This is a genomic window from Microcoleus sp. D2_18a_D3 (assembly GCF_036702455.1).
Taxonomy (GTDB): domain Bacteria; phylum Cyanobacteriota; class Cyanobacteriia; order Cyanobacteriales; family Microcoleaceae; genus Microcoleus.
Map to the genome: position 1 here is coordinate 15,808 of NZ_JAUBTK010000016.1, position 24,260 is coordinate 40,067.

Consider the following 24,260-nt stretch of genomic DNA (forward strand, 5'->3'; position numbering starts at 1 on the left):
TATTATTTGACCGAGGCAAACCATTCGGTAACACCTTGGGCGATCGCCTCAGCTAATTTCTTTTGTTCTGTCGGATTCACAATCCATTCAAATTCTTCGGGATTGATCATAAATCCCAATTCCATTAAAACAGATGGAGTAACTGCAGGACGAGTCATGGCTAAGTTGTTCCAGAATACACCATAGCTCGGACGGTTTAACTTGGCAACTAAATAATTGTGCAAAAATATTGCCAAACTGTGCGCTTGCGGGTGAAACCAGAAAGCGCCGACGCCTTTAGTCTTAATGGCATCTCCGTTATCCGGCAAAGCATTGTAGTGAATTGAAATTGCGATCGCAGGTTCTTCTTTTTGAATCATTTCCACCCTCGGTGGCAAATCCAAATCGACATCTTCTACCCGCGTCATTACCACATTCGCGCCCCGATTTACCAATTCCTGTTGCACCAATTTCGACACAGTTAAAGCTACTGTTTTTTCTCTAATTCCCACTGGACTCACCGCACCTCCATCCTCCGGCCCGCCGTGTCCCGGATCGATGAGAATTTTAATTCCCGATAATGGTTTTGCTTGCGAATTGGGCATCATGCTTGTATTCGCAGGCGGGTGTTTTAAAGACAACACTAAAGTTGTGCCATCGTATCTCAACTTGTAACCCCACTGCTGGGTAGATTTGAGATTAAAAGTGTATTGTACTTGCAGCGGCGAGATTTGTTGCCATTCCAAACGTGAAATTACCGGGTCATCAGAGATGCGAATAATGTCAGTTTGAGCTGTGGTATTGTACAGCGTTAAAGTAAAAGTGCCTTGTCCTTCCTGCACTGTGACGGGGACGGGTATTTCTAAGGGGAATAACACCTCTGTCCAGCCGGAAACTTGACGCGAGCTGGCGCTGCGAATAATCGATCGCGGAGGCACTGTATCCTTGACAATTCGCACTTCCGATGCTTTAATCCAAGCACCGTAATCGAGTCTGAGCCATTCTCCTTCGCGCCCGATAATTGTTGCTCGCGTTCCCTTCGGCAGCGGTGTCATCCGAGAAAAATCTGTACTCGCCCCGGTTCGGGCAACACCCGGATCGGCCGTTACTTCTGCTATTTCTAAATCCGCCGGAGACAGAATAGAAATCTTGCCAGTACCTTGTTGGCTGATAGTTTGACCGTTCATTGTTAGCTCAAACGATGGCACGCCTAAATTAACTGTTTCTCCCTTAGACGAGAGGGCGTTCTCAGGGGTTTTACCGCAGCCTTGATACTGTTGGCTGCCGCCTTTTTTGATCGGGGAATTTGCGTCTAAAAGTACAGATGCGTTGTCGGGTAGTTCGACTTGCGATCGCGCTTTTAAAGGAATAGTAATCCCCGCCAATTTTACCGAAACTTGAGCATTCGCAGGTGCGATCGCCCCAAAGCAAATATATTCCCCTGGCAAACTCGCAACATCGACTTTCGGCGTCAGGGAATCTTTAGCAAAAGCCAATCCTACAGGGGCTTCCGGCTGATTCGACTCGCGCGTCACCTTAATTTTGACTTCCTGATTTTCGTAACGCAAGGTAAAGACATTTTCGCCGAGTTGCAGCGGAAAAGTTGGGGCGAAATGCCCAGATGCGGTGCGCGAAATTTGGTTGCCATTTACTAACACTTGTCCCGGTGCGGGCGCTGTACCGATTAAAAAAATGCGATCGGCTGTAGTTTTGTGGTTGGCTGGAGGATAAGAGACGAACAAAGGTTGAGCCGCCACAGCTACAGAGGCGATCGCCACGATCATCCCAAACACAACTAATCCTAAAAATTTTCTCATTCTAAACCGCAACTAATTGAGAGTCTGTTGATTATTTATACTAGAACTTGCCCTCAGAAACCGGATTTCTGAGGATTAGCCGTAAGTCTTATTTACTAGACAGACCCAATTTTATCAGGTTTGTAGTTGCAATTGAGCGATCGGCAAAATAAATTCCCGCGTCAAACCATTAAGTTTTAATTAATTCCGAGGTGGTTCTCCACAGTTGCTCCAACCGATTCGCCGGCATCGTCAAATACAAAACATCCCCCGTACTCAAACAACAATTCAGTAAATCCCAGCCGTGGAGAGTTTGACAATTAGTTTCCACATACAGAGGCACAAAATCCGCAGACTTAGCAGCATCTTGAATACGGTGGCCACAGAAAGGATGGTTTGGCGTAATCAATGTGGCCAAGCAAACCCATAGACTATCAGCCGTCATTCCGTTGCCCAAAATTCTGCCTCCAATCGCCGCCGCTGCGAAAGCAGGAGCCGCCAATTCCGTCGGGTTCAAAACTCCTTCAAACTCAAAAACTTGCTGCACCATCAAAGCAAAACGTGGGTCTTGATTGCGAACAATAACTGATAGTTTTGGGGCCAATCCTTTAGCGCTCAAGGCAATTTCGACATTAGACATATCGCTGCTAGTAACAGCCAAAAGAGCGGCCGCTTGCTTAACATTAGCAGCTTCCAAAGTTGCGGGCAAACTGGCACTTCCCTGAATGACCGGAATTTTCATTGAGCGAGCCGTGTTCAGAAAGCGGCAGTTTGGATCTTGCTCAATTACCACAATATCGTAACCGTTAGTGTGCAGTTCTTTAGCAATTTGGATACCGATTCCTCCGAGTCCGCAGATAATGTAATGATGGCGCTGCGGAACTCGCGCCACATCCCAATATTCGGTAAAGCGAGTTCCCAATACATAATCGTTGAGGAGTGCGTAGCAAATGCCGATGATTCCGGCTCCAACTAACATCATGATAACTGTAAATAGTTTAATGCTTTCAGGAGCTTGTTCGGCCACTTTTTCATAGCCTCCGGCTCCGGTAATCATCCCTACTGAAAAATACAGAGAATCAACAATTGAGATATGCTCGTCAACACAAATATAGGTGGCGGTAGCAACGGCAATCATTGCCAGCAGCGTCAGTACAACAATTACTGCTGCTTGGCTGTGCTGCTGAAATCTGTGCAGCCTAGTTAATGTTTTGAGCAGTTTTTGAGTTAAAGTTTTTTGGGGGCTGTGGAGAGTCGGCTGAGTGGCAACAATTAGCCGATCGCCCTGTTGACACTGCCGATCGGCAAGCACCGCCGATACTAAATCAGTTTTGTTAGCAGCGGGCAGATAATAAATCAACATTCGCGATCGATCGTCCCACAAATCGCTCAGTTTGCGATTTTTCCAAGGATGTGTTTCATCGATATATTCTTCGTGAATCGGCCAAGTGCGATCGAACAAACGCAACTGTCCGATCGCCTGATTTCCGAGAGCCGCAAAGGCAAAAACCGGAGCAGCCAACGATGAAACGCTCATGGAAGTGTGAGCGGGCAAAGTGTGGTCAATTCTGTCGCCCAAGCTAGTATTGAACAATCTGTTGATGATGCGAATCTGAGGATTGAGAATCCTCGCCTGCATCAAAATTGCCAAATTCACAGCATCATCGTCTGCTGCAATTACTAAAGTGTGAGCGTTTTGAATGCCTGCCGCCAACAAGGTAGAAGCTGCTTGCAAATGGCCGACAACCACATCAGAAGTTTCGCCGCGAATTGGGCGATCGCTAATACCGATCGCGATCGCTCCTTGCTGTCTCAACAAACAAAAAATCTTGTGTCCCGTGTGACCCAACCCGCAAACAATGATTCGAGGTTTCATAAAAATTTATTTGCCAGCCAATTTCGGAGCTGTTCTTGTAGTTTTACTTACCATTGTTGACTGCCCTGGCTTTGCAGAATGTAGCTAAAAAGACTATCTAGGGAACTTGCACCGCCATAGCCTGGAAGTTTTGAAACAAGGACACGGCAGGGCCGTCTCCCTAAAGCCGCGTTCCCAAGTTTTGAAACAAGGACACAGCAGTGCCCTGTACCTACAGATATGAGGTGCAACTAACCTAATTTAAGATTTGAAAAATATCCGGGCGCGACAGCCAACCAGCAGAATCTGAATAGGTAGGAACACGCAACTGCCCTGTTCCTACAACTATGACTTCCTACATAAATTTAGCTGCCTTAGCGGCAGGAGTTATTATGAAATTCACTGCACCCTTATTAGCATCCGCTTTAGTGTTCGCCGGTACTGTCGCCTTTGCAAGCCAAGTGCAAGCAGCTCCAACGAGCAACTGGAATAACACTAGAACAACATTTCAGTGCGTTACTTCCGGTCGGAATTTTGTCACAATTGCGCGCCGGGGAAATGTCACAACAGATCCGATGATTCTGTGGAAATCTACCGAGTTCGGCCGCGAATATACACCTTGGCAGCGCTGCCAAATTGTTTCCAATAGATTGACCAAAGCTGTTGCCCAGAATGGCGGAAGATTGAGCAACTTGCAGTTAACAACAGGAATTGTTAATAACTTGCCCGTAGTTTGTTACGTGAACGGACAGGGGCGCTGCAACTCTCAAAATCTGCTGTTCACCCTAGACAAGCGCAATGCTAAAAATCCCGGTGATGCTTTAACGAGATTGATTAACTTTGCCCAAGACGGCAGCGGGCCAGTTACAACGTTCAGAACAGGAGCTCCATCGGCTGCACCGCAGTTTGTTCCCTTTGGAGATATGGTCGATCGAGCTTTTAATTCTCCCAATAATAAACCGTCAGTTCCTGTAGCAAAACCGCAGGGCGATCGGGGGATTTAATAGCCACGCCTCTAACTTGCACCTGACAAATTTTGAAACTATTGTGGGGTGGGCTTCTAGCCCGCCCCTAAATATTTATATTAAAAAAACTACACTGTCACCCCTTCAATCTTCTCATCAGTTAACTCGTACAACTCGCGCAACTGCTGCAACTTATCCGCATCCGGCAGCCAAAAACCCCGCCCGTTAGCCTCCAACATTCTGCCGACAATATTGCGAAAAGCTTCAGGATTTGCCTCCCGCAACTTCTTCGCCATCTCTTCATCCAAAGCATAAGTATCAGCCGCCTGATCGTAAACCCAACTATCAGTAAAATCAGCCGTTCCGCCCCAACCAATTAACGCCGTCATCCGCTGCGAAATTTCATAAGCGCCGCCCGAACCTTGATTGGCCATCGCGTTAGCCCACTTAGGATTTAGCAACTTAGTTCGATATTCCAAGCGCAGCAAATCTTCTAAATTGCGAGGAGTTGTATCCTGAGAAAAACTTTCGACAAAACTGGTATTGACTTTTTTGCCGCGCTGCTTTTCTGCGGCTTTCTTCAAACCGCCAGTATTCGCATAATACTCTTGAATATCAGTCAAACCGTATTCAACAGAATCAATTTCTTGAATTATGCGATCGCACCCTTGCAACAACTGAGTCAAAACCTCCGGCCTCGCTTCCCCCTTATCCTTTCTCCCGTAACTAAAAACATTGCGACTTTCCCAAGTTTTCCCCAACTCATCCCCCGAATCCCAACTGCCATCAACAACCCTGTCATTAACCAAAGAACCAAAATCCCCAGCCGGATTAGAAAACAACCTTGCCGAATAATTCTGCACACCTTGTCCCTGCAAAATTAAAGCGTGTTTGCGAATAAAATTCTCCGATTCCGGTTCATCAGCATCCGCCGCCCGCACGAACAAATCATCCAGCAATTCAATAATATTCACAAAGCTATCTCGGAAAATACCCGAAAGATTTCCCAACACATCAATCCGGGGATGACCAACATCAGCTAACGGTTTTAATTCATAGCGAACAATGCGGCCAGTACCTTCTTTCAGAGGTTCAGCCCCCACCAATTCCAGCAGAATTCCAATAGATTCGCCCCGCGTTTTAATCGCATCCAAACCCCACAACATCACCGCCACAGTCTCAGGATAATTCCCATGTTCCTCAACGTGCTTCTCAATAATTTTCCGAGCAATTTCGCGCCCCCTTTCATAAGCAGCCGGAGAAGGCATCCGATAAGGATCTAAAGCGTGAATATTCCTGCCAGTTGGCAACACCCCAGCCCCATCCCGCAACAAATCCCCACCCGGTGCAGGCAGAATATATTCCCCATTCAAACCCCGCAAAAGATTAGTCAACTCATCCGTCGTTTGCAACAACAAATCCCTAACTAACAAGCCCTCCTCAAAAACCTCACCAAACCCCTCTTCCTCTTCCTCTGTGCGCCCTCTGCGCCTCTGCGGTTCATTTTCTTCAAAAACCAGTTCCCGCACCTGTTCCTGTGATAATTTATCCCCAAAATAAGCCTCAAGATAAGAGGTCATTTCCTCAGAATTAGGAGGTTCACCGAGAACGTGCAAACCAGAAGAAAACAAGCGAGACTCCACCACCTGCAAATACTCGTAAAGCTTCACCAAATAGCGGTTAAAAGCATCAGCACTGAACATTCCCACAGTTTCAAAACTAAAAGCAATACCCAACTTCCGAGCCTCATCAAACGGACAATCAGCCTCCAAACCGCTATCTAAAACTTTCTTACAAATAGCCTCCTTTAGCACATAATTCTTGGCCGTATCTTCCCGATATTCCGCAATCAAATCCCGCAAAGCCACCAATTCCTTGTACAAGCCCGCGCGGCCGTAGGGCGGCACGTTGTGAGAAATCAAAACACCGTAACCGCGCCGTTTTGCTAACATCGATTCCGAGGGATTGTTGGCAGCATAGATATAAAGATTCGGCAAACTTCCCAACAAAATATCCGACCAAGAATAGCCAGTATTTCCCAGAGGAGAACCGGGCAACCATTCAACAGTCCCGTGCATTCCGAAGTGAACCACAGCATCAGCTTGCAAATCATTTTGCAGCCACTTGTAAAAAGCAGCGTATTGAGGGTGAGGCGTCAAATCGCGATCGAACATTAAGCGCATCGGATCGCCAGAAATTCCCAGCGGCGGCTGTAAACCTATCCAAACATTCCCCAGTTGAATGCCGCCGATTTGGAACTCGTCGCCGTCTGTCTTAATTCCCGTACCAGTTAAAGATTTCCACTGTTTTTCGATACGACTTGTTAACAGATAGCCCAGCCATTTTTCTAAAGTTTTGACATTAACAGTCTCTTTTGTGGTACGGGCATCTTGCCCGTCACAAGTAGCTTCATCCGCCTCTTTCACCCTGCGAATTAACTCCTCACCGTCAGCCGGAATTTCTCCAACTGTATAACCTGCTGCTTGAAGTTTGTGCAGGAAATTTAGCAGCGATTTCGGTACATTTAATAAAGCAGCCGTACCCGCCGCACCGTAACCGGGAGGAAACCCGTAGAGAATAATCGCAATTTTCCTTTCAGATGGCGGAGTTCGACGTAGTTTCACCCAATTGTTAATTCTACTTGTCAGGCGTTTCGCGCGATCGGGCACCAGATAAATATCCTCACCCACCAAACCGCCCAGGGGAACAGGATCGATCGCGCCATCCAACTCAGGCAAAGCATACAATACCACACTTTGCAAACCTCCAATCCCCTGACGAGTCCAAGAATGGATATCCTGAATCAGCAGAGGTGCGGACACAAAATAAGGTACATTTTTAGCAGTTAAAATGCGCTTAGCAACTTCCACCTGACGCCCCGCCTCCATCGAACCAGCAGGCCCACCAACCAAAGGAAAGCCAATAGTAGAAACAATCGCATCAACTTCCACAGCATCTTTAGAAAGCGAAAGAGTTTCAATATTGCCTTGTTTTCGCCGCGCAGTTTCATCAGCAGTCGTCATCCAATCCCGCACCGCCACATGGCCTTCAACGCCATTGATAAAAATCGGCAAAGGCACAATTCCCGCATCTTCAAAATAGCGAATTAATTGAGGAATATAAGGCTGCTTGGTGATAACGTGCTTGCGGTAAAGCAAGATGCCCACAACTGGGGATTTTCCTCCCTCCACTTTTTGAGACCAATTGGTCTCAAATTTTCTGGGGTGGGCATCTTCCCCGCCCCTTGTATGGTGCGTCGCCAAGAGATTTTCGACCTGATTTGCAGATTCTTCATAGCGACGCACCATACTGGTTTGATTACCGAGATACCAATCCAAATATTGCCGAGGCGATTCAAAATAACCATTATAATCAGGATGCAATAAACCCATATTGGGAGTTTCCACAGGCGGCGGAATTTCTGCAACTTTCAGCCCCAAATACTTTTCGGCAATAATCCAAAACATTGAGACCACATTATCCGCCCCGCCTGCATTCCAGTAACCATAAATAATCAGCCAGTTTCGCAAATCTTGCACTTTTTGCACCGGCACATATTTTAATAACTTCGGCCCAACCTTCAAAAAACTAATATAACCAGCCAGCTTATCTTCTTCTCGCCCATTGCTGAACTTATCCAGAATAAACTTAACCGGCTTCGGCATTCCCTTCGGTTTGTCGCCAATTTTAAAAGCGCCGATTTGAGTAAGACTCATCAATTCCAAAGCCGACTCAAAAACCAGGCGAATCGGAATATTCTGCACCCTTTCCCGCAGCCACATTACCGCATCGTAATCAAACAGCAAACTCCCGAAAAACACATCAGCATTAGAGAGGGCGGCTGCTACAGCGTCGGGTTCGTCTGCGAGGGCGCGATCGCTAAAAACCCGTACTTCCAATCCCTGACAGCCGCCAACAGCCAACTCAGCCGCTTTGCGGTACAAATCAGCATTAAAAGATTCAAACCCTGCAATTAAGACAATGCGTTTCACAGCCCTACCTCGAAATATTTGCTTCTTTTAATGATAGACTAATTGCAGAAAATTACAGGCAAGATGCCTGTGCCACTAATAAAACAGAAAAACTACTTGCTTCACTTCTTACTTTTCCTTCGCGTCCTTCGCGCCTTCGCGGTTAGTCAAATATTTATTCTGAAAGTAACAAAAAATTAAAATAATCAAACCACTCCAAACACACACATAATTAAAACCGTGAATCGAATTCCTCCCGCAATAGTTATCTTAGGTCAAAACAGCCTGCCGATCGCCAAAAAAATCTCCGCCCATTTCCCCGGTTCCCAGATTTACGGTTTAATCGATCGCACTTCCAACACAGACATCAACTTTAGCAACTTCGGCGAAACATTGCGGGAATTATTTGCAACAGAAACCCCAATCATCGCCATCTGCGCCGCCGGAATTATCATCCGCACCCTCGCCCCGCTGCTGTCAGACAAACGCGCCGAACCGCCAGTTTTAGCCGTCGCCGAAGACGGAAGCGCCGTCGTACCGCTGCTGGGCGGTTTGCACGGCGTTAATGATTTGGCCAGAGAGATTGCAGCAGCCCTCGGCGTACAACCTGCAATTACCACAACCGGAGATATCCGCTTTCGCACCGCGCTGCTGAGTCCTCCCCAAGGCTATTATTTAGCGAATCCAGAGGACGCGAAAACTTTTATTTCAAATTTGCTCGCCGGGGCAAAAGTACGCTTAGAAGGGGCTGCAAGCTGGCTTTCCGAGAGCAATTTGCCGATCGCCCCCGACGCAAAATTGACGATCCGCGTCACCGAAAAAGCAGTTTTGCCAGCGCCAGATTGCTTGGTTTACCATCCGCAAATTGCAGCAGTTGCCCTCGCGAACCTATCGAATATTCAGCCGGAAATAGCCGTGTCTTGCGTGCGGGAATTAGTGGCAAAAACAAATTTAGCTGCCACTGCAATTGCTGGATTTTTTGCCTTAAAAGATGAGATGGGAAATCCGGCATTACAAGCAGTTGCAGAAGAATTTCAAGTTCCCGTCCGTTTTTTCAATCAATCGGAACTTGTCGAATTAAACTCTATTGAATTCATCGAAAATCAGGCCGCACAAATCGCGCTGACAGCAGCAGGTGCACACAGTCAAGTAGTCGGCTACGATCGCCCAAACGCATTCAATTGCGCGATCGCCCTGGCCACCCAACCCTTAGATGCTAGGGCGATCGGAGTTAGTCGCGGCAAACTGGCGATCGTCGGTACCGGCCCCGGAGGCGCGCCCTGGATGTCCCCGGAAGTTAAGGAAATTCTGCGCGAAGCCACGGATTGGGTGGGTTACAAGTTCTATCTCGACTTAGCCGGAACCCTGCGCGAAGGACAAAAGCGGCACGATTCCGACAACCGCGAAGAAATCGATCGCGCCCGTTTTGCCCTAGATTTAGCAGCATCAGGAAAATCTGTCGCCGTCGTTTCGTCGGGAGATCCGGGTATTTTTGCGATGGCAGCAGCGGTGTTTGAGGCGATCGACTTTGATGCCAAACCCGAATGGCAAGGCATTGATATTCGGGTGGCACCGGGCATTTCAGCCATGCAGGCGGCCGCTGCTGCGATCGGAGCACCCCTCGGACACGATTTTTGCGTGATTTCGCTTTCAGATATTCTCAAGCCTTGGGAAGTCATAGAACAGCGCATTGCCGCGGCTGCTGCTGCCGATTTAGTTATGGCATTTTACAATCCCATCTCGAAACAGCGGATTTGGCAACTCGCAAGGGCGATCGAGATTTTGTTGCAAACTCGCGATCCTAAAACCCCCGTCATATTGGGGCGAAACCTCGGCCGGCCCGGTCAATCTGTGCGCGTTTGCACCCTCGGTGAATTCCAGCCGGAAGATGCAGACATGAGAACTTTAGTGATTGTTGGTTCGAGTCAAACTCGGATTATTCCCCGCAAATATGGAGATGTTTGGGTTTACACGCCGCGCAGGTATGAAAAATAAGTAAAGCAGCGAAAACTTCGGAAATAAGCAATTGACTGAAAGCTAATTGACTGTGACAAGGAGATATTTTGATCTCGCTGGGGGGAGTCTAGGTTAACAAATGATGCGGCATCACTCGATCGCGATCGACCTGTTATTTCCTCTCATAGTTGTCACTCTCAATTGAGATGCGATCGTCTTTGATTAGAGAAATTCTCTGTATTGAGGAATCTGGGCTTCTTGAAACCGAGTTTTTCTCCCAGACATCGATCGAATTTAGATATCGACTCAACCGTAGTAAGGATTTTAGCTTCATTTTGGGAGATATCTAATTTACCTCTCAAGAAACAAAAAAACTTTTATATAGCAGAATAAAATTTAGGGCGATCGAACTCTGCTAAATTCCTTAATCTTACCATCATCCTACGGTTATAAAAAGAGGACTTTCACCAGGAGGAGTCTTCTCCGTCTTTGGGTAGACCGAATTTTTTTTATCGTTTGATAAGATTACCTTAAACAAAGCTTAAGATAACGGTTAAGATAACGGTTAAGATAACATGAAATTCCAAATTCCCCTAACTCCTGGGGCTGTCACCCAATTTTTGCTTCGAGTGGTGACCTGTCTAGTTGTATTCTCTTTCTTAAGTCGGATGAGCCTGTACTTCTTGCCGGATTACCCGTCTAGAGACTTCTTGGCAATGGCATTCAACGTTGATGGCGAGGGGAACATTCCAGCTATATACTCATCTTTGGCATTGCTGTTTAGTTCTCTCTTGCTGGGTGCGATCGCCCATGTGAAAAATTTGGATAGCGATCGCTACAAGCAGCACTGGAAAATTTTATCTTTCATATTTTTATATTTATCGTTAGACGAAGCTGGTCAATTGCACGAAAAGTTTATTGACCCGATGCGAAGCCTGCTAAAGGCCACAGGAGTTCTTTACTTTACTTGGATTGTGCCGATCGGTTTTCTAGTAGCGATATTTCTCTTCTCCTACAGTAAGTTTCTGTTCCACCTTCCTGTTTCTACAAAAAAATTGTTTGTTGCAGCAACCGCTCTTTATATTGGAGGAGCAATGGGGATGGAAATGCCAGGGGGATACCTAGCTTCTACCACGGGAGCGGAGAATGTATCCTACGTGATAGTAACAACCATTGAAGAGTCATTAGAAATGCTGGGCATCGTTGTATTTATCCACGCCTTGATTTCATATATCAAGACATATGTAGGCGGGGTAAGTTGGAATATTTACATACCAGGAAAACACTCACAAGTTACCGCTCATCAAAATATCGGCGTCCCTGCCCTTAGCGAAGCAGCAAACACAAATCTATTAAGGTAAATCACTTAAAGCCGGGTTTAATGGACGACAAAAATACTGCATTCTGGCCTTTGCTCAGGAGAAAAAACCCGGTTTCTTTGATACTGATGTGTACTCTACTGGAGGTTCTGTGATCTTCGGCGCACGAAACGACTAATATTTAGGGTGCTTGCTGCACCAAAAGAGTAATTAGAGGTGGAACAGCTTAGTTCACAGATGACATCCTCACCTTTACCAGAAAATCGCTGAGAGCAACTTTTGCATTAGGATTTGACGGCAAATGACTTGTAAAACTTGCTTCTTCTAATATATTAATTAGCCGATCGCGCTCTTGCTGATAAAATTCAATATCTGTATCTTCCAGCACAGATTTTTCCTCCCCAGCCAGCTTGCGATCGATCAAATCAGGAATATACGACAACTGGAACTTCTCGTTAAGTTTCACCAAATTCGCCTCAACTTCCCCCGTTTGCATCAAGTGAATCCCCGCCAGCAACACCCGATAAACGTACAGAAGCGGCTTAACCCGACGCGGGCGTTCTTTCTCAAACAATTTCCATTGAGTTTTAGCAAAACCAAGATAGTGGTGGCTGTGGTGCTTGGTAATGCAGTTTGAGGCAATAGCCTTTAATTCCTCGTGTTCCTTTGTATTGTAAACTATGAGTGGCGAATACAGTTGTTCCAAGACGTAGCCGTTGCGCTTCAACAGCATCTCAAAAAATTTCTTGATATCGTGAGTTACTAAATCCAGTTGCATTCCATCCCGAACATCCGAAACTTCGATTGTTTCTTCTGCAGAAATCAGTCCAATTACTTCCGGTAGCGGTAAGATGTGTACTCCCCGCAAGTCGAAGTCAGAATCGGCGGAAGGAAAGCCGTATAAGTGCGAACCGCTGACAGTCGCAAACAGCAGCGGATAAGGTTGAACGGAGATAATTTGGGCGAGATTCGAGATGTATTCTGTCATTTTTTCAACATTTTATCAATGCTAATTTCAATTCCGGTTAAACAATCGCAAATACCTGTAGCGGCGGGTTTTACCAACCATATATGTCTCAAATTAACGAACTCGTAAACCCGCCCCTTTTAGCCGAAGGAAACTCGTATAAGTGCGAACCGCTGACAGTCGCAAACAGTAGCGGGTAAGGTTGAACGGAGATAATTTGGGCGAGATTCGAGATGTATTCTGTCATTTTTTCAACATTTTATCAATGCTAATTTCAATTCCGGTTAAACAATCGCAAATACCTGTAGATGCGGGTTTTACCAACCATATATGTCTCAAATTAATGATCTCGTAAACCCGCCCCTTTTAGCCGATCGCACCTTTACGCGCTTCAATCAAAAACAGATTCGCTTTCTCGTAATTAGGACGTTCCGGCAACTTAGTTGCAGCAAAAGCGCGATCGAACTCACCGTGCAAACTCAACCGCCAGCGATTCACCTCATCCCAGGATATTTCTTGGTTGCGGATAGATAAAAGTTGCGATCGATAATCCTGCACGCGAACCGGTACAAACCCCTCCTTGAGGACAGTAATTCCTGACAGCAGCAAGCGAATTAAGTGCATCGCGTGCTTCCAACGAATTTCCCCAGTATTGCGGAGGTCTTGCTCCATTTTTTTAAATTGAGATAAAACGTAGCTATTGTAAGTTTGATAAACCAATTGAGAAAGAAAGATTTCCCGAATTTCCAGCAATTCTTGTGCTACAGGAGAAACAGTTTCTACTAAAGGCGTGTACAAACATTCTAGCACATTTGGATTAGCTTTTAGTGCCAAAACTAGAAACTTTTGCAGTTCCCAATAGCATTCCTGATTTTCCTTGTTTTCCAATTGTTCTGGAATGCCGTAAAGCGACCAATGAAGTATTGCAGGCGGCAGGTAAATCCCGCGTCTGTCTGTATCGGATTGCTCGTTATCAAGACCATAAGCTCTCGAACCAAGAATGCAGCGGTAAATTACAGAATCATAGAGGTTGTATTCTGCCAGAAAGTCTCCTCCTGACTGCAATCCTTCGCTCTGAAACTGCTTGCGGATGCTGAGTTCGTGCCGCCGCAAACTAACTTCTGTTCCGTCTGGGAGTTTGACTAAATATGCGTGGGAATTGTCCGTAGGCGATTGAACAATGACACCTACTAATCCCTGTTTCCAAGATTGGTCGCCGGCGGGGTTTTTGACCTCTATTTTGGTGACAATTTGGGTTCCTGCGGGGATGATTAAGTTGAAATTTTGAGGAATATTGGCATTTGCCATGAGGGAACCTCCTCCGGGGACACGAGCTACAATGTTAGTGTAGTGTATTTGTACTACAAAAATCAAGCGAGAATTTATAGCAATTCGGAAAAGTACAGCTACATACAGAATTCTGTTTAGCGAAAAAGCAAAAAGTTCTCTAATTTTCTCGCTGCTTAATTTTTCGCTTTAGCTTATACCCCCTTTTCACTTTCATGTTGTGCAGGAAGTGCTACACGCCCATGAAAGTCATGATAACGATGTGAAAAGTCTTCTAAATATGGACTTTCAAGCACAGCACGTCGTTTAGCAAAATTATTATTTATTTGATTGTATAAGAAATCAGCATCTATCGCAAAAATTTTTTTAAAATCTACTGTTAGTTCTGGTATGCCTTCCTGAGATGATTCACGTTCTAGAGGTATTTTTTCCAAAAAATGGTATTGCTGATAACGATTAGATTTAACTAAATTCCAATCTGCTGAATTTAGCTGAACTGTTTTGTTGGAGCGAATTTCTTGAGCTGTATATACTTGACAAAAAAGTATAGAGTTTAATAACTTATTAGGTTTATCTCGATTTTGCCTAGCGCTATAGTCCCAATCTAAATCACAGTTTTGAGTAACAATAATTGCATAAGGATGAACAATAGGTTTAAACTGAATTTGATCGAGGTACTGAATTTGATCGAGGTTTGGAGAAGATTCACTTGGAACTGGTTTAATCTGTATAAGTCCAGTCAGAATTTCCCCTTGTCTAAGAGCCTCTTTGTCATTCGAGGCTCTGTAAATCCAAGGTTTACGCATGGTTAGCTACTCAAAATCTAGGACTAAAGGTGGTCTGACTTCGCTAGGTAATACGCTACCAGTAAGTAATCCTAATTCTTGAGGTAAGGTAGTTTGTCCTAAATCAGACCGACAGTCACTATAATATTCCACCATTTGTTCAAGCACGTCAGATGCTTCTTGCAATCCTTCTGGAGTCTTAGCAAAAAGCAGATTGAGTAGCGTTAAGCACTTAACCCAAGCGATCGTGTTTTGATTGAATTGACCAAACCATTCACCACTAATAGGTGGTTCGATGGAAACTTCGATTTTTAAGCTAGGAGTAGCAGATGCTAATGTGTGCCGATACTGCGTCTGAGCAGGAGTGGGTAAAACTTCATACCTTTGTCCAATTATATTTTTGCTTTGAGTACCACCAGTTGTTACGTGCATAGGATTATATTGGTTGAGGTCGCATTGCTCTGTGCAACTCTTCCGTGATACCCCAGCGGAAGAGATTTCTGGCTGTATGGTTGTAGTTATCGAGTATTTTCCAGGCATTTTCACTCCTTTCTACTTTATCCTCAGTAAAAAAATCAGTATCTAATAAATAAGCTGTTTCATCTATACCTCTTTCTGTGTCCCTAACGTTAACAAGCCCATGATTAAAATTAACTTGACCGAATTCAGTTTTTAGCTGTAAATTTTTAACAAAGTTTTGAATTGAATCTGCTACTTCTGGTGTATACAGTTCAGAAGCAATATGTTGCGGTATTAATTCATGCCACTCTTTGTCTTTGATATTTAGTTTTGACCTAATAATTAAATCACGATATCTTAGTCCTGTTCGTGAATAAAAAGAGGGATTATATATTTTTTCAAAAAGTTCTACAGCGCGTTTAAATTTATCACTAAAATTTTCATATCTTTCATACTTTGTCGTAGCAAGCGTTATAGAGTTTTTGTCTAAAGATATCTGGCAACTCAAGTCTTCTGACTTAAATTGATAAGTCAAGTCAATTGAAGTCAAGTCACTGGTAAAATTAGAGGTAAATTGGGTTAAAATATTAGATAGCTCAACCGGGATCTGCAAATTTCTAGAAGTTTCAAAAATTGGGTATTCAAACCTTATACTATCTTGAAAGTCTACAGGCTGTTGGCTGGCTATTTTCAGGATAGTTGGAAATCTAAGTTGAGCAATAACCTCAATTAGGGGGCTGTCCTCATAAATTACTCTTTCATAGTTTGGGAGCTTCATTTTTTCAAAGTATCCATTACCAATTTGAAGAGCGTCTATTACTCTAGCTTAACTTACTTCCAAACAGAATTACATTCAGGATAGATGCCATCGCCTTTTCCCAATCAAATTTACAACTTAAAAATATGGGCAATACAGGATTTGAACCTGTGACCCCTTCCGTGTGAAGGAAGTGCGCTACCACTGTGCTAATTGCCCGCAGATAATTACCATACCATACCAAATCCAGATTCGCAACTAAAATTTTCCTAAAAATTCAGCAGCTTGTTTCCGAGTTGAACTCGACACAATGCCAAGAATACAGGCATTTGTCGAGTCTGGCATCAGTTAACCTGCCACCAACCCGCCGAGGGGCCGACAAACCGCACTACAATCCACCAAGCCACCAAAAGACTAATCCCGATCCAGCTACCGCGACTTGTCCACTTCACAAAATCTTCGCTTTGGGTTTTCGTGATTGGCAGCCAGGGAACGATGCGCTCTTCTTTACCGTATTCGTCGCCGATCGACTCTTTGCGACGCTTAGCTTCACCCATAATCTTTGTCTACTAAATTAGATTTCAACTGGATACCTAACCAAATTATACGCCAACAGGTGATCTCAAGCCTGCGTCAGCCAAGTCGTATCCAAATAATCAATCCTCGCAAAAGGACTCAAAGCCGCTAAAACCTGCTGTCCATAACTGCGGTGAATCACCCTACTGTCAAAAATCGCCACCACCCCTTGACGTTCTCGCACCGGCGCGATCGCCCGCTGCAATTCATTCAGCGCTGCCGGTAGCAAATACAACCGAAACCAATCCTTGCGCCGTTCCTTATAATAAGCCACACGCGCCGTCACCAAAGGATTCTCCAAAGAAGGTAGTGGCAAAGTTGCGATCGCCAGCAAGTGAGGCGCCCTCAATTCCCCCTGATGTTCCCGCCAAAACTCCCACCCAGTCACCAAAATCGCATTCTCGCCCACATCTGTTTTTTCAACCTGCACCCGAGAACCGAACTCAGAAGCCAAAATCGCCGCCAGCCGAGCCCTCAGCGGTACATCACCAACAATCAGCACCGTTAAACCCGCCACCGACGCGCTCATCAACAGCAAAGTCCGAATTTCTTCCATTAAAACACCCTGAAATTCCGGCGTATTTGGCAGCGGCAGCCAGTTGGGAATGTACAGTTGAATTAATTCACTTTGTCGATCGGGCGAAAACTTAACGCTCGTCAATTCAGGCAGTCCCAGCATTTCCCGGAAGATCGGAGCCTTCGGTTCCACATCCACCGCCCCCCCAATCAACACCACAGGCTGAGAATCCCAAATTTTGCTCAAAACCTCAGCCACCTGAACCGGCGCGCAGAACAGAGAAAATGAGCCAGCCTCCCGATGAATTTCGGCCCACCGCAGTTTTCCGTTTGCTTCCCACCGCTGCCAAAAATTGCTCCAAGCAGCCGGAATTAGCGAATTCGGCTCGATCCTTTCAAACAGCCCCTGCAAAATATTTTGCTCTGCGGTTTCCAGCAAATAGCACTCCTCTGGTTTCGCCGGATGCTGAAAGAAAGCCCGCGTTAGCAGTACCCGCCCTTGGAGGATTGCATCGGCTTCCAAAGGCTGAGATTGCATTAAATCATTCCAGTCAGCAGGTTGCAAGCCCGCCGTCAATTGCTGGCGCGTCCAAACTTCCAAGTCATCCACACCGTCGATAATTGTCGGAATATTGCTGTGAAGTTCCGAATTCCCCGCCAAGCGAGCCGCCAGCCAAGACTCGGGATCGGCTAGCATCAATCCTCGTCCAGTGGCATTATCGGAATAAGTCTCGATCGACTTATCAGTTTGCAGCCACTCTTGCAAACGCGGAATTTCCACTGCTCTCAAATGCTCGATCAGCCGTGTCGGCGCCACCAAAATCACAGGCTCCGACCACATCAAAATCGGCATCAAATAGCTGACTCGATACCGCTGTCGGTAAGCTCCAGCGGGAAGCCCCGTTTGGATCAGAGCGCTGCGCCCCAAGCGCAAAGCCCGCGCCACGAGCCGCGCCATCGTTAAATGGTGGGGCCAGTGCGGCTCGGAGTTCGATCGCAGGAAGCGGAGCAATGAGTTGTGGACTTCTACCTCAATCAATCGGTTTTAAAATTGACATTTCTCACTCAACATAATCAAAACTGGCCAGAAAATCAACTACTTTTTGACCGAGAGGCAAACTGAATTTACTGTCCTGATGAGTTGCACCTCCCTTCCCAAAATTCCCGTGAGAATTCACCATCAAACTCTCCTGTCCCGAACTCATTAAAATAGTTTGGGTAGGTGACTGAAAAAACTTTGTTGGCTGACTAATACTTGATATATTAGAGAGCAATTTCCTCAACTCATTTAACTTATTTGTAGCTGCGTTCAATGCTTTACACAACTGCACTATTCGTTTGTTATCCAAATTTTGACTCTCGATAGTTTTGCCGATCGCTATAATATTTTTCTGAGTTTGTACAGCATCTTTAAAAGGAAGAATCGCTAAAAAAGCTGCTGGCAATAAATGCTCGTCGCTATCAAATCTAAAAGTGAGAGTTGTCCGGCGGTAGCCGACTTCAATATTGGGAGGACAGCTCATTGCCCGGTAATGCCGAGCTATTTCGCTGTAAGCTGTTGCTAAAGTGCTGTTTGCTGAGTGGTCTAAAAGTGCGTCAACCACAATTTGCACTAACCCAGGCGTGTGATTTAAAAATTTTTTCGCTTCTGAAGGCGAATTAAATTGTTGAATCTGAGTGCGATCGCCTGCAGGGCTGAGGTCAACCCACTGGCAAGTAATATCATCTGCGATGATGCCACACCGAGGAACCAAATACAGTTTTGCTCCTGTTAAAGTTGCCCCCGTCAAATCAGCGCCCACCCAATCTGCGTTAATCAAATTCGCTTGAGTCAAATCAGCGTGAACGAAACTAGCACTTGCTAAATTAGTATTTCTTAAATCTGCTCCGTTAAGGTTAGCTCCGCTCAATTTAGCACTGCTGAGATCGGCGCCCTTGAGGTTAGCTCCCGTCAAATCAGCCCATTTTAGGTTAGCTCCGCTCAAATTGGCACTGCTGAGATTCACCTGCTGCAAACCAGCTTGTCTCATATCGGCATTGCTGAAATTGACGCCGCTAAGTTCTGCTTTCGTCAAATCCGCGCCGTGCAAGTTAGCTTCTTGAAAGTTAGCTGAAGCAGCCGAAGCACCTCTGAGATTTGCACCGGAAAGATTAGCACCGCACAGGTTAGCTTCCGTCAGTTTTACCTCTCTTAAATCTGCTTCAGTCAAGTTAGCGCCGCTGAAGTTAGTTTTGCTGAGTTCGCAGCGGACTAATTCGCTTCTAATTAGGGATGCTCTGATTAATTGAGCTGCACTTAAATCGGCTCTCACTAAGTTTGCTACGTTGATAGTAGCCCCGTTTAAGATTGCCCGCGAGAGGTTGGTACTGCTGAGTCTAGCCACATTCAAGTTAGCTTCGCTCAAATTAGCCTCGCTCAAGTTAGCGCCGCTGATGTTGGTCACAAAGAAGCTAGCCCGCCTTAAAATTGATTGGCTGAGGTTGATGCGGCTGAGATTAGCTTCATTCAGGTTGATTCCTGTGAAATCTCTGTCGCCTTCTGTGTATCTTTTGACGAGTGCAAATCGTTTGAGCAGTTCTTCAGCTTCCATTTTTTTACTTGAATGAAATGGCAATTGGCTAACTTTTATATGGCATGAATAGAAATGATATCAAATTAATTTATAGTATTTACTCACCGAGCTGATAAAAGCTTTTGACAAACTCAATGACCGTATTTAGCGGCGGGGTGGTAAATCTTTGGGCTTTAATTGCAGGACTGATAGAGGTTTTGTTGACTCCGGGCAAATTTGTCAAGTTTCTCCCAAAGTCGGGGTGATAGTGAATCATCAAAGTTTCGGCGCTGGAGTTAGCCAGTACAGTTTGGGTAGGCGATTGGAAAAAACTTGACATCGGTTCGCGATCGAGGCGAATCGGCTGAATTTTCATTTCCCCTATTTTTCTCATTGTTTTGGTCAGGGCTACGTTTAATTGCACTATCATATTTGAGACTCTGACGCCCAGATTATTACCACTTTGGGGTTGAATCATTTTGATCAGAGTAATCAAATTTTTCTGAGTAAATGCTGCGTCACTAAAAGGAATAATCGCAACGAAAGCTGTGGGAAATAGTTGCTCGTCCTGCTCTATTTTAAATGATATGATTGTGCGTCTGGAATTAACTTCGATACTGGGAGGATGGCTCAAACCAGGGTATTGACGGGCAATTTGGCGGTAGGTAGCTGCAAGGACAAAGTTAGCATCGGGGTCGAGGGGTCGATCGACAATAATTTGAACTGTCGGCGGTGTAGCATTGAAAAACCTTTGAGATTCTTCTGGGGTAAAGCGCTGAATGTGGCTGCGATCGCCGTTAGGACTCAGGTCAACCCAATCGCAGGTAATGTCATCTGCTTTCACATCAAACCTAGACACCGCGTAAATTTTTGCCCCCGTCAGGGCCGCCCCCGTCAAATCTGCGCCCACCCAATCAGCGTGAATCAAATTCGCTTGAGTCAAATCCGCGTGTACCAGAGTAGCGTTCAACAGATTGACATTGCTCAAATTTGCCCCGTACAAGTTGGCCCCGCTCAATCTCGCTTCATCGAGGTCAGCGCCGGTCAGGTTCGCCCCGCTGAGGTCAGCCCACCGGAGATTAGCGCCTCGCAAGTCAGCGCCGCTGAGGTTGGCCTGAGACAGATTAGCTTGTCTAAGTTCGGCATTGCAGAGGTTGACTCCTCGCAAGTCTGCCCTGCTGAGGTCGGCTCTGTGCAAGTTAGCCCGTTCCAAGTTGGCCGCGGTTAGGGAAGCGCCTCTAAGGTGAGCCCCGCTGAGGTCGGCTTGCTCTAGATTGGCTTCTCTGAGGGTTGCTTCTCTCAAATCTGCTTCACTGAGGTTTGCCCCGCTCAAGTTTGCACTGCTGAGGTTTGCTCGGATCAGTTCGGATCTGATCATTGTAGCTTCGACGAGTTGGGCTTCGCTGAGGTCGGCTCGAATCAAGTTAGCCACGTTGAGGATAGCGCCGCTGAGGTTGGCTTTGTGGAGATTAGCACCGCTGAGTCTGGCAACATTGAGTTTGGCTTTTCTCATGTTGGCGTTTGACAGATTGGTGCCGCTCATGTTGGTGAGGCTCAAGATTGCCTCACTGAAATTAGCCCCGCTGAGATCGATCCTGCTGAGATTTGCCTCGCAAAGGAGAATGGCAGTAAAGTCTCTTTCTCCTGCTGCATATTTGGTGATGAGTTCTTCGGCATCCATGCTTTTCAATTTCCCTGATGTGTTAGCTAGAACAAAGCTTTGTTGTGCCAACCTTTAAACTAGAATAAGCATTTTCTGTAACTTGATGCAATATGCTTAAACATCTATATTGTGGAAGCCTTTTATAAAATCCAAAATGCTACTGATATTAGTTTGAGCCAATTTTGTGCTTTCGGCTAACTTACCCGATGGTGAGTTACTTGGGTCGTATTTTTTAATCAGGCGCTTGCCGAAGGCGGGGTGGTGATATACGCTGAGTCTTTGGTCGCGGGAATTAATTAAGATCATCTGTGTGGGAATTTGAAAAAAATTGATGCTTTCGCCGATTTTGGGAAAAGAACTGGAAATTTTGATTTGGTCTACTTTGCTGATAGCTTGATTGAGAGCTTTGCTGCATAACTGGACGTGTTTAGATTCTTTGACGTTAAGTTTGCCTGCATCGTGGGATTGAATCATTTTCATCAAAGCTATTAGGTTTTTTTGAGTTATGGCAGCGTCGTTAAAAGGAATGATGGCAACGTAAGCGGTGGCAAATAATTTATCGTCACTGTCCATTTTAAACGCGAGTACGGTGCGCCTAGAGCTGACTTCGATCGTGGGAGGCTGACTTAAACTCGGGTATTGTTGGGCAATTTGGTAATAAGTTGCAGCTAGCGCAAAATGAGCGCCTTGGTCTAAGGGCGAGTCAATCACAATCCGAACTGTGGGCAAGGTTTCATGAAAAAATTCCTGGGTTCCTCCCGAGTTCAACCAGTAAATTTGGCTGTGGTCGCCGTTGGGGCTGAGATCGACCCACTTGCAGGTCATGCCTTCGGTTTTGATGCCGAGTCGCGAAACTGCGTGAAGTTTGGCTCCGGTTAAGGTGGCTCCGGTTAAGTCGGCTCCAATCCAGTCGGCGCGAATCAGATAGGCATTTGACAGGTCGGCGTGAACTAAGCTGGCATTCAGCAAGTTGGCGTGGCAGAGGTCGGCTCGGCTGAGGTCGGCACCGCTTAATTTGGCTTCGCTGAGGTCGGCCCAGCGGAGATTGCAGCCGCTGAGAATAGCCCAGCGCAAATTGACGCCGCTGAGGTCGGCGCCGCTGAGTACGGCTTGAGTAAGGTTGGCTTGTCTCAGTTCTGTGCCTCGCAAGTCGGCGCCGCTGAGGTCGGCTCGGCTGAGGTCGGCTCCTTGCAGGTTGGCTTGTTCGAGGTTGGCTTCTGTCAAGCACGCGCCGCTGAGGTGAGCGCCTCGAAGGTTGGCTTGAGCGAGGTTGGCTCCTCGAAGGGTGGCTTCGGTAAGGGTGGCGCCGCTGAGGTTTGCGCCGCTGAGGTTTGCACCGCTGAGTTCGGCTCGAATGAGCTCGGCTCTGATCAGTTTGGCCCCTGTAAGTATGGCTTTTTTGAGGTCAACTCGCACTAGGTAAGCGACGTTGAGGTCGGCGTCGGTGAGGTCGGCGCCGCCTAGATGGGCGCCACTGAGTCTGGCGATGTTGAGTTTGGCACCTGTGAGGTTGGTTTTGCTGAGGTTGGCTCCGCTCAGGTTTGCTACACTCAGATTCGCACCCTTGAGGTTGGCTCCGCTCAAGTTGACGCCGCTGAGGTTGGCCTCAGTCAGGTTGATTCCGGCAAAATCTCTTTCTCCGGCGGCATATTTTTTCAGGAGTTCCTCGACTGTCATGGGGGCGGCACCGTATCAAATATCCCCATTTTATTGCTATGAATATCGGTATTGTAGGACTGGGTTTAATTGGTGGCTCGATCGGGCTGGATTTACGATCGCGCGGGTTTAATGTTTTTGGGGTTTCGAGTCGGCAGCAGACTTGCGATCGGGCGCAAGCTCGCGGTGTTGTCAATGAAGCCAGCATAAACCTGTCTCTGATGGCAGCAGCCGATGTGGTTTTTATTTGCACGCCACTGGGGTCGATCGAGCCGATCGTCCGAGAGTTAGTGCCCTATCTTTCCCCTGATACTATTGTAACCGATGTCGGTTCCGTAAAAACACCCATAGTACAGGCTGTGTCTCCTCTGTGGCCGAATTTTGTGGGGGGACACCCGATGGCGGGGACTGCTGAAAGCGGAATTGAGGCGGCGGTAAAGGATTTGTTTGTTGGTCGGCCTTATGTGGTGACGCCGACTGCCCAAACGCCGGCGCTTGCGGTGGATAAGGTTGAGGAAATTGCGCGGTTGCTGGGTGCTAAAGTTTACCGATGTGAGCCGATCGAGCACGATCGAGCTGTGGCTTGGATTTCTCATTTGCCGCTCATGGCGAGCGCGACGCTGGTTGCTGCGTGCGATCGAGAGGGCGATCGGGATATTGTTAATTTAGCCCAACATTTGGCGAGTTCGGGTTTTCGGGATACGAGCCGCGTTGGGGGCGGCAATCCCGAGCTGGGAGTGATGGTGGCAAAGTACAATCGAGAGGAATTATTGCGATCGCTCTCTCTTTACCGCGACAGTCTCGACGAGTTCATCAGCGATATCGAAGCCGAAAATTGGCAAAGTCTCGAACACAAGCTGAAGCTGACTCAACAAGCGAGACAGAATTACAACTTGTGATCCCAAATTTACCAGCCAATTCAACCAGTAATTGACGTTCAGGTGGATGCCCAAATAGTTGGTGTAGTCGCTAAAATAAAGCGAGTGTTAACATTTAAAGCGTAGCCTGGGGCTATTTCTCCGTTTTTAATAACTGGTGTCTAAACCAGGGGAAAAGCCCGTTATAAAAGACAATTTCTTAGTTGTGGAACGGGCCGGAGAGCCCGTTCGGAACAGGCTTTTAGCCTGTTATAAAAGACAATTTCTTAGTTGTGGAACGGGCATATTGCCCGTTTCTAAAGCTGTGAGAGTAGTGCAAAATC

At 46.4% G+C, this 24,260-nt stretch carries 18 protein-coding genes and 1 tRNA gene; 4 read left to right on the forward strand and 15 right to left on the reverse strand.

What is annotated here, in order from left to right; genetic code table 11:
- Positions 1-2: 2 nt before the first annotated feature.
- Positions 3-1,796, reverse strand: coding sequence for an N-acetylmuramoyl-L-alanine amidase (locus tag QUB06_RS10085; protein WP_333435176.1), 1,794 nt, complete (start codon positions 1,794-1,796; stop codon positions 3-5).
- 169 nt (positions 1,797-1,965) lie between these two features.
- Complete coding sequence (locus QUB06_RS10090; RefSeq protein ID WP_333435177.1) at positions 1,966-3,651, reverse strand: NAD-binding protein; 1,686 nt, start codon at positions 3,649-3,651, stop codon at positions 1,966-1,968.
- Positions 3,652-3,977: 326 nt separating this feature from the next.
- Here QUB06_RS10090 and QUB06_RS10095 point away from each other — a divergent pair, with 326 nt between their 5' ends.
- Positions 3,978-4,634 carry a COP23 domain-containing protein gene (locus QUB06_RS10095; protein ID WP_333435178.1) on the forward strand — a complete coding sequence of 219 codons (657 nt, stop codon included), beginning with the start codon at positions 3,978-3,980 and terminating at the stop codon, positions 4,632-4,634.
- An 89-nt stretch (positions 4,635-4,723) separates the two neighbouring features.
- On the opposite strand, the gene bchH is transcribed toward QUB06_RS10095, so the two are convergent.
- A complete protein-coding gene (gene bchH, locus QUB06_RS10100; RefSeq protein WP_333435179.1) occupies positions 4,724-8,587 on the reverse strand; it encodes a magnesium chelatase subunit H in 3,864 nt (1,287 codons plus the stop codon).
- A gap of 219 nt (positions 8,588-8,806) precedes the next feature.
- Here bchH and cobJ point away from each other — a divergent pair, with 219 nt between their 5' ends.
- Both cobJ and QUB06_RS10110 read left to right on the forward strand, forming a co-directional pair.
- Positions 8,807-10,561, forward strand: a complete 1,755-nt coding sequence (gene cobJ, locus QUB06_RS10105) for a precorrin-3B C(17)-methyltransferase (protein WP_333435180.1) — start codon at positions 8,807-8,809, stop codon at positions 10,559-10,561.
- 629 nt (positions 10,562-11,190) lie between these two features.
- Positions 11,191-11,883, forward strand: a complete 693-nt coding sequence (locus tag QUB06_RS10110) for a hypothetical protein (RefSeq protein WP_333435181.1) — start codon at positions 11,191-11,193, stop codon at positions 11,881-11,883.
- Between the two features lie 184 nt (positions 11,884-12,067).
- On the opposite strand, the gene QUB06_RS10115 is transcribed toward QUB06_RS10110, so the two are convergent.
- The 12 genes from QUB06_RS10115 to QUB06_RS10170 all read right to left on the reverse strand — a co-directional run bounded on the left by QUB06_RS10115 (position 12,068) and on the right by QUB06_RS10170 (position 23,080).
- Positions 12,068-12,829, reverse strand: coding sequence for a DNA polymerase beta superfamily protein (locus QUB06_RS10115; RefSeq protein WP_333435182.1), 762 nt, complete (start codon positions 12,827-12,829; stop codon positions 12,068-12,070).
- A gap of 88 nt (positions 12,830-12,917) precedes the next feature.
- A complete protein-coding gene (locus QUB06_RS10120) occupies positions 12,918-13,055 on the reverse strand; it encodes a hypothetical protein (RefSeq protein ID WP_333435183.1) in 138 nt (45 codons plus the stop codon).
- 119 nt (positions 13,056-13,174) lie between these two features.
- Complete coding sequence (locus QUB06_RS10125) at positions 13,175-14,116, reverse strand: DNA polymerase beta superfamily protein (RefSeq protein ID WP_333435184.1); 942 nt, start codon at positions 14,114-14,116, stop codon at positions 13,175-13,177.
- A gap of 173 nt (positions 14,117-14,289) precedes the next feature.
- Positions 14,290-14,901: a hypothetical protein gene (locus tag QUB06_RS10130; protein WP_333435185.1), complete on the reverse strand. Its 612-nt coding sequence runs from the start codon at positions 14,899-14,901 to the stop codon at positions 14,290-14,292.
- 6 nt (positions 14,902-14,907) lie between these two features.
- A complete protein-coding gene (locus QUB06_RS10135; RefSeq protein ID WP_333144121.1) occupies positions 14,908-15,312 on the reverse strand; it encodes a hypothetical protein in 405 nt (134 codons plus the stop codon).
- Positions 15,313-15,316: 4 nt separating this feature from the next.
- Positions 15,317-16,117 carry a TIGR04255 family protein gene (locus tag QUB06_RS10140; RefSeq protein WP_333435186.1) on the reverse strand — a complete coding sequence of 267 codons (801 nt, stop codon included), beginning with the start codon at positions 16,115-16,117 and terminating at the stop codon, positions 15,317-15,319.
- Positions 16,118-16,243: 126 nt separating this feature from the next.
- A tRNA-Val gene (locus tag QUB06_RS10145) sits at positions 16,244-16,315 on the reverse strand.
- A 125-nt stretch (positions 16,316-16,440) separates the two neighbouring features.
- Positions 16,441-16,653: a DUF2839 domain-containing protein gene (locus QUB06_RS10150; RefSeq protein WP_333038618.1), complete on the reverse strand. Its 213-nt coding sequence runs from the start codon at positions 16,651-16,653 to the stop codon at positions 16,441-16,443.
- Positions 16,654-16,718: 65 nt separating this feature from the next.
- Entirely contained in the window at positions 16,719-18,227 is a 1,509-nt protein-coding gene (locus tag QUB06_RS10155; RefSeq protein WP_333435187.1) for a helicase C-terminal domain-containing protein, read from the reverse strand.
- 22 nt (positions 18,228-18,249) lie between these two features.
- Positions 18,250-19,779, reverse strand: a complete 1,530-nt coding sequence (locus QUB06_RS10160; protein ID WP_333435188.1) for a pentapeptide repeat-containing protein — start codon at positions 19,777-19,779, stop codon at positions 18,250-18,252.
- 79 nt (positions 19,780-19,858) lie between these two features.
- The gene (locus QUB06_RS10165; RefSeq protein ID WP_333435189.1) at positions 19,859-21,421 is read right to left on the reverse strand and encodes a pentapeptide repeat-containing protein; all 1,563 of its coding nucleotides are present in this window, start codon (positions 21,419-21,421) and stop codon (positions 19,859-19,861) included.
- A 96-nt stretch (positions 21,422-21,517) separates the two neighbouring features.
- Positions 21,518-23,080 carry a pentapeptide repeat-containing protein gene (locus tag QUB06_RS10170; protein WP_333435190.1) on the reverse strand — a complete coding sequence of 521 codons (1,563 nt, stop codon included), beginning with the start codon at positions 23,078-23,080 and terminating at the stop codon, positions 21,518-21,520.
- Between the two features lie 38 nt (positions 23,081-23,118).
- Between QUB06_RS10170 and QUB06_RS10175 the strand changes: the two genes are divergently transcribed.
- On the forward strand, positions 23,119-23,958 hold the full coding sequence (locus tag QUB06_RS10175) for a prephenate/arogenate dehydrogenase (protein WP_333435191.1): 840 nt from the start codon (positions 23,119-23,121) through the stop codon (positions 23,956-23,958).
- Positions 23,959-24,260: the final 302 nt, after the last annotated feature.

Excerpts from the sequence above, each read along its gene's own strand:
- QUB06_RS10135 (WP_333144121.1), bottom strand. The coding sequence starts at position 15,312 with ATGCACGTAACAACTGGTGGTACTCAAAGCAAAAATATAATTGGACAA.
- QUB06_RS10165 (WP_333435189.1), bottom strand. The coding sequence starts at position 21,421 with ATGGATGCCGAAGAACTCATCACCAAATATGCAGCAGGAGAAAGAGAC.
- QUB06_RS10115 (WP_333435182.1), bottom strand. The coding sequence starts at position 12,829 with ATGACAGAATACATCTCGAATCTCGCCCAAATTATCTCCGTTCAACCT.
- QUB06_RS10140 (WP_333435186.1), bottom strand. The coding sequence starts at position 16,117 with ATGAAGCTCCCAAACTATGAAAGAGTAATTTATGAGGACAGCCCCCTA.
- QUB06_RS10090 (WP_333435177.1), bottom strand. The coding sequence starts at position 3,651 with ATGAAACCTCGAATCATTGTTTGCGGGTTGGGTCACACGGGACACAAG.
- QUB06_RS10095 (WP_333435178.1), top strand. The coding sequence starts at position 3,978 with ATGACTTCCTACATAAATTTAGCTGCCTTAGCGGCAGGAGTTATTATG.
- QUB06_RS10150 (WP_333038618.1), bottom strand. The coding sequence starts at position 16,653 with ATGGGTGAAGCTAAGCGTCGCAAAGAGTCGATCGGCGACGAATACGGT.
- QUB06_RS10130 (WP_333435185.1), bottom strand. The coding sequence starts at position 14,901 with ATGCGTAAACCTTGGATTTACAGAGCCTCGAATGACAAAGAGGCTCTT.
- QUB06_RS10160 (WP_333435188.1), bottom strand. The coding sequence starts at position 19,779 with ATGGAAGCTGAAGAACTGCTCAAACGATTTGCACTCGTCAAAAGATAC.
- QUB06_RS10085 (WP_333435176.1), bottom strand. The coding sequence starts at position 1,796 with ATGAGAAAATTTTTAGGATTAGTTGTGTTTGGGATGATCGTGGCGATC.
- QUB06_RS10125 (WP_333435184.1), bottom strand. The coding sequence starts at position 14,116 with ATGGCAAATGCCAATATTCCTCAAAATTTCAACTTAATCATCCCCGCA.
- QUB06_RS10170 (WP_333435190.1), bottom strand. The coding sequence starts at position 23,080 with ATGACAGTCGAGGAACTCCTGAAAAAATATGCCGCCGGAGAAAGAGAT.
- QUB06_RS10110 (WP_333435181.1), top strand. The coding sequence starts at position 11,191 with ATGAGCCTGTACTTCTTGCCGGATTACCCGTCTAGAGACTTCTTGGCA.
- QUB06_RS10175 (WP_333435191.1), top strand. The coding sequence starts at position 23,119 with ATGAATATCGGTATTGTAGGACTGGGTTTAATTGGTGGCTCGATCGGG.
- QUB06_RS10120 (WP_333435183.1), bottom strand. The coding sequence starts at position 13,055 with ATGACAGAATACATCTCGAATCTCGCCCAAATTATCTCCGTTCAACCT.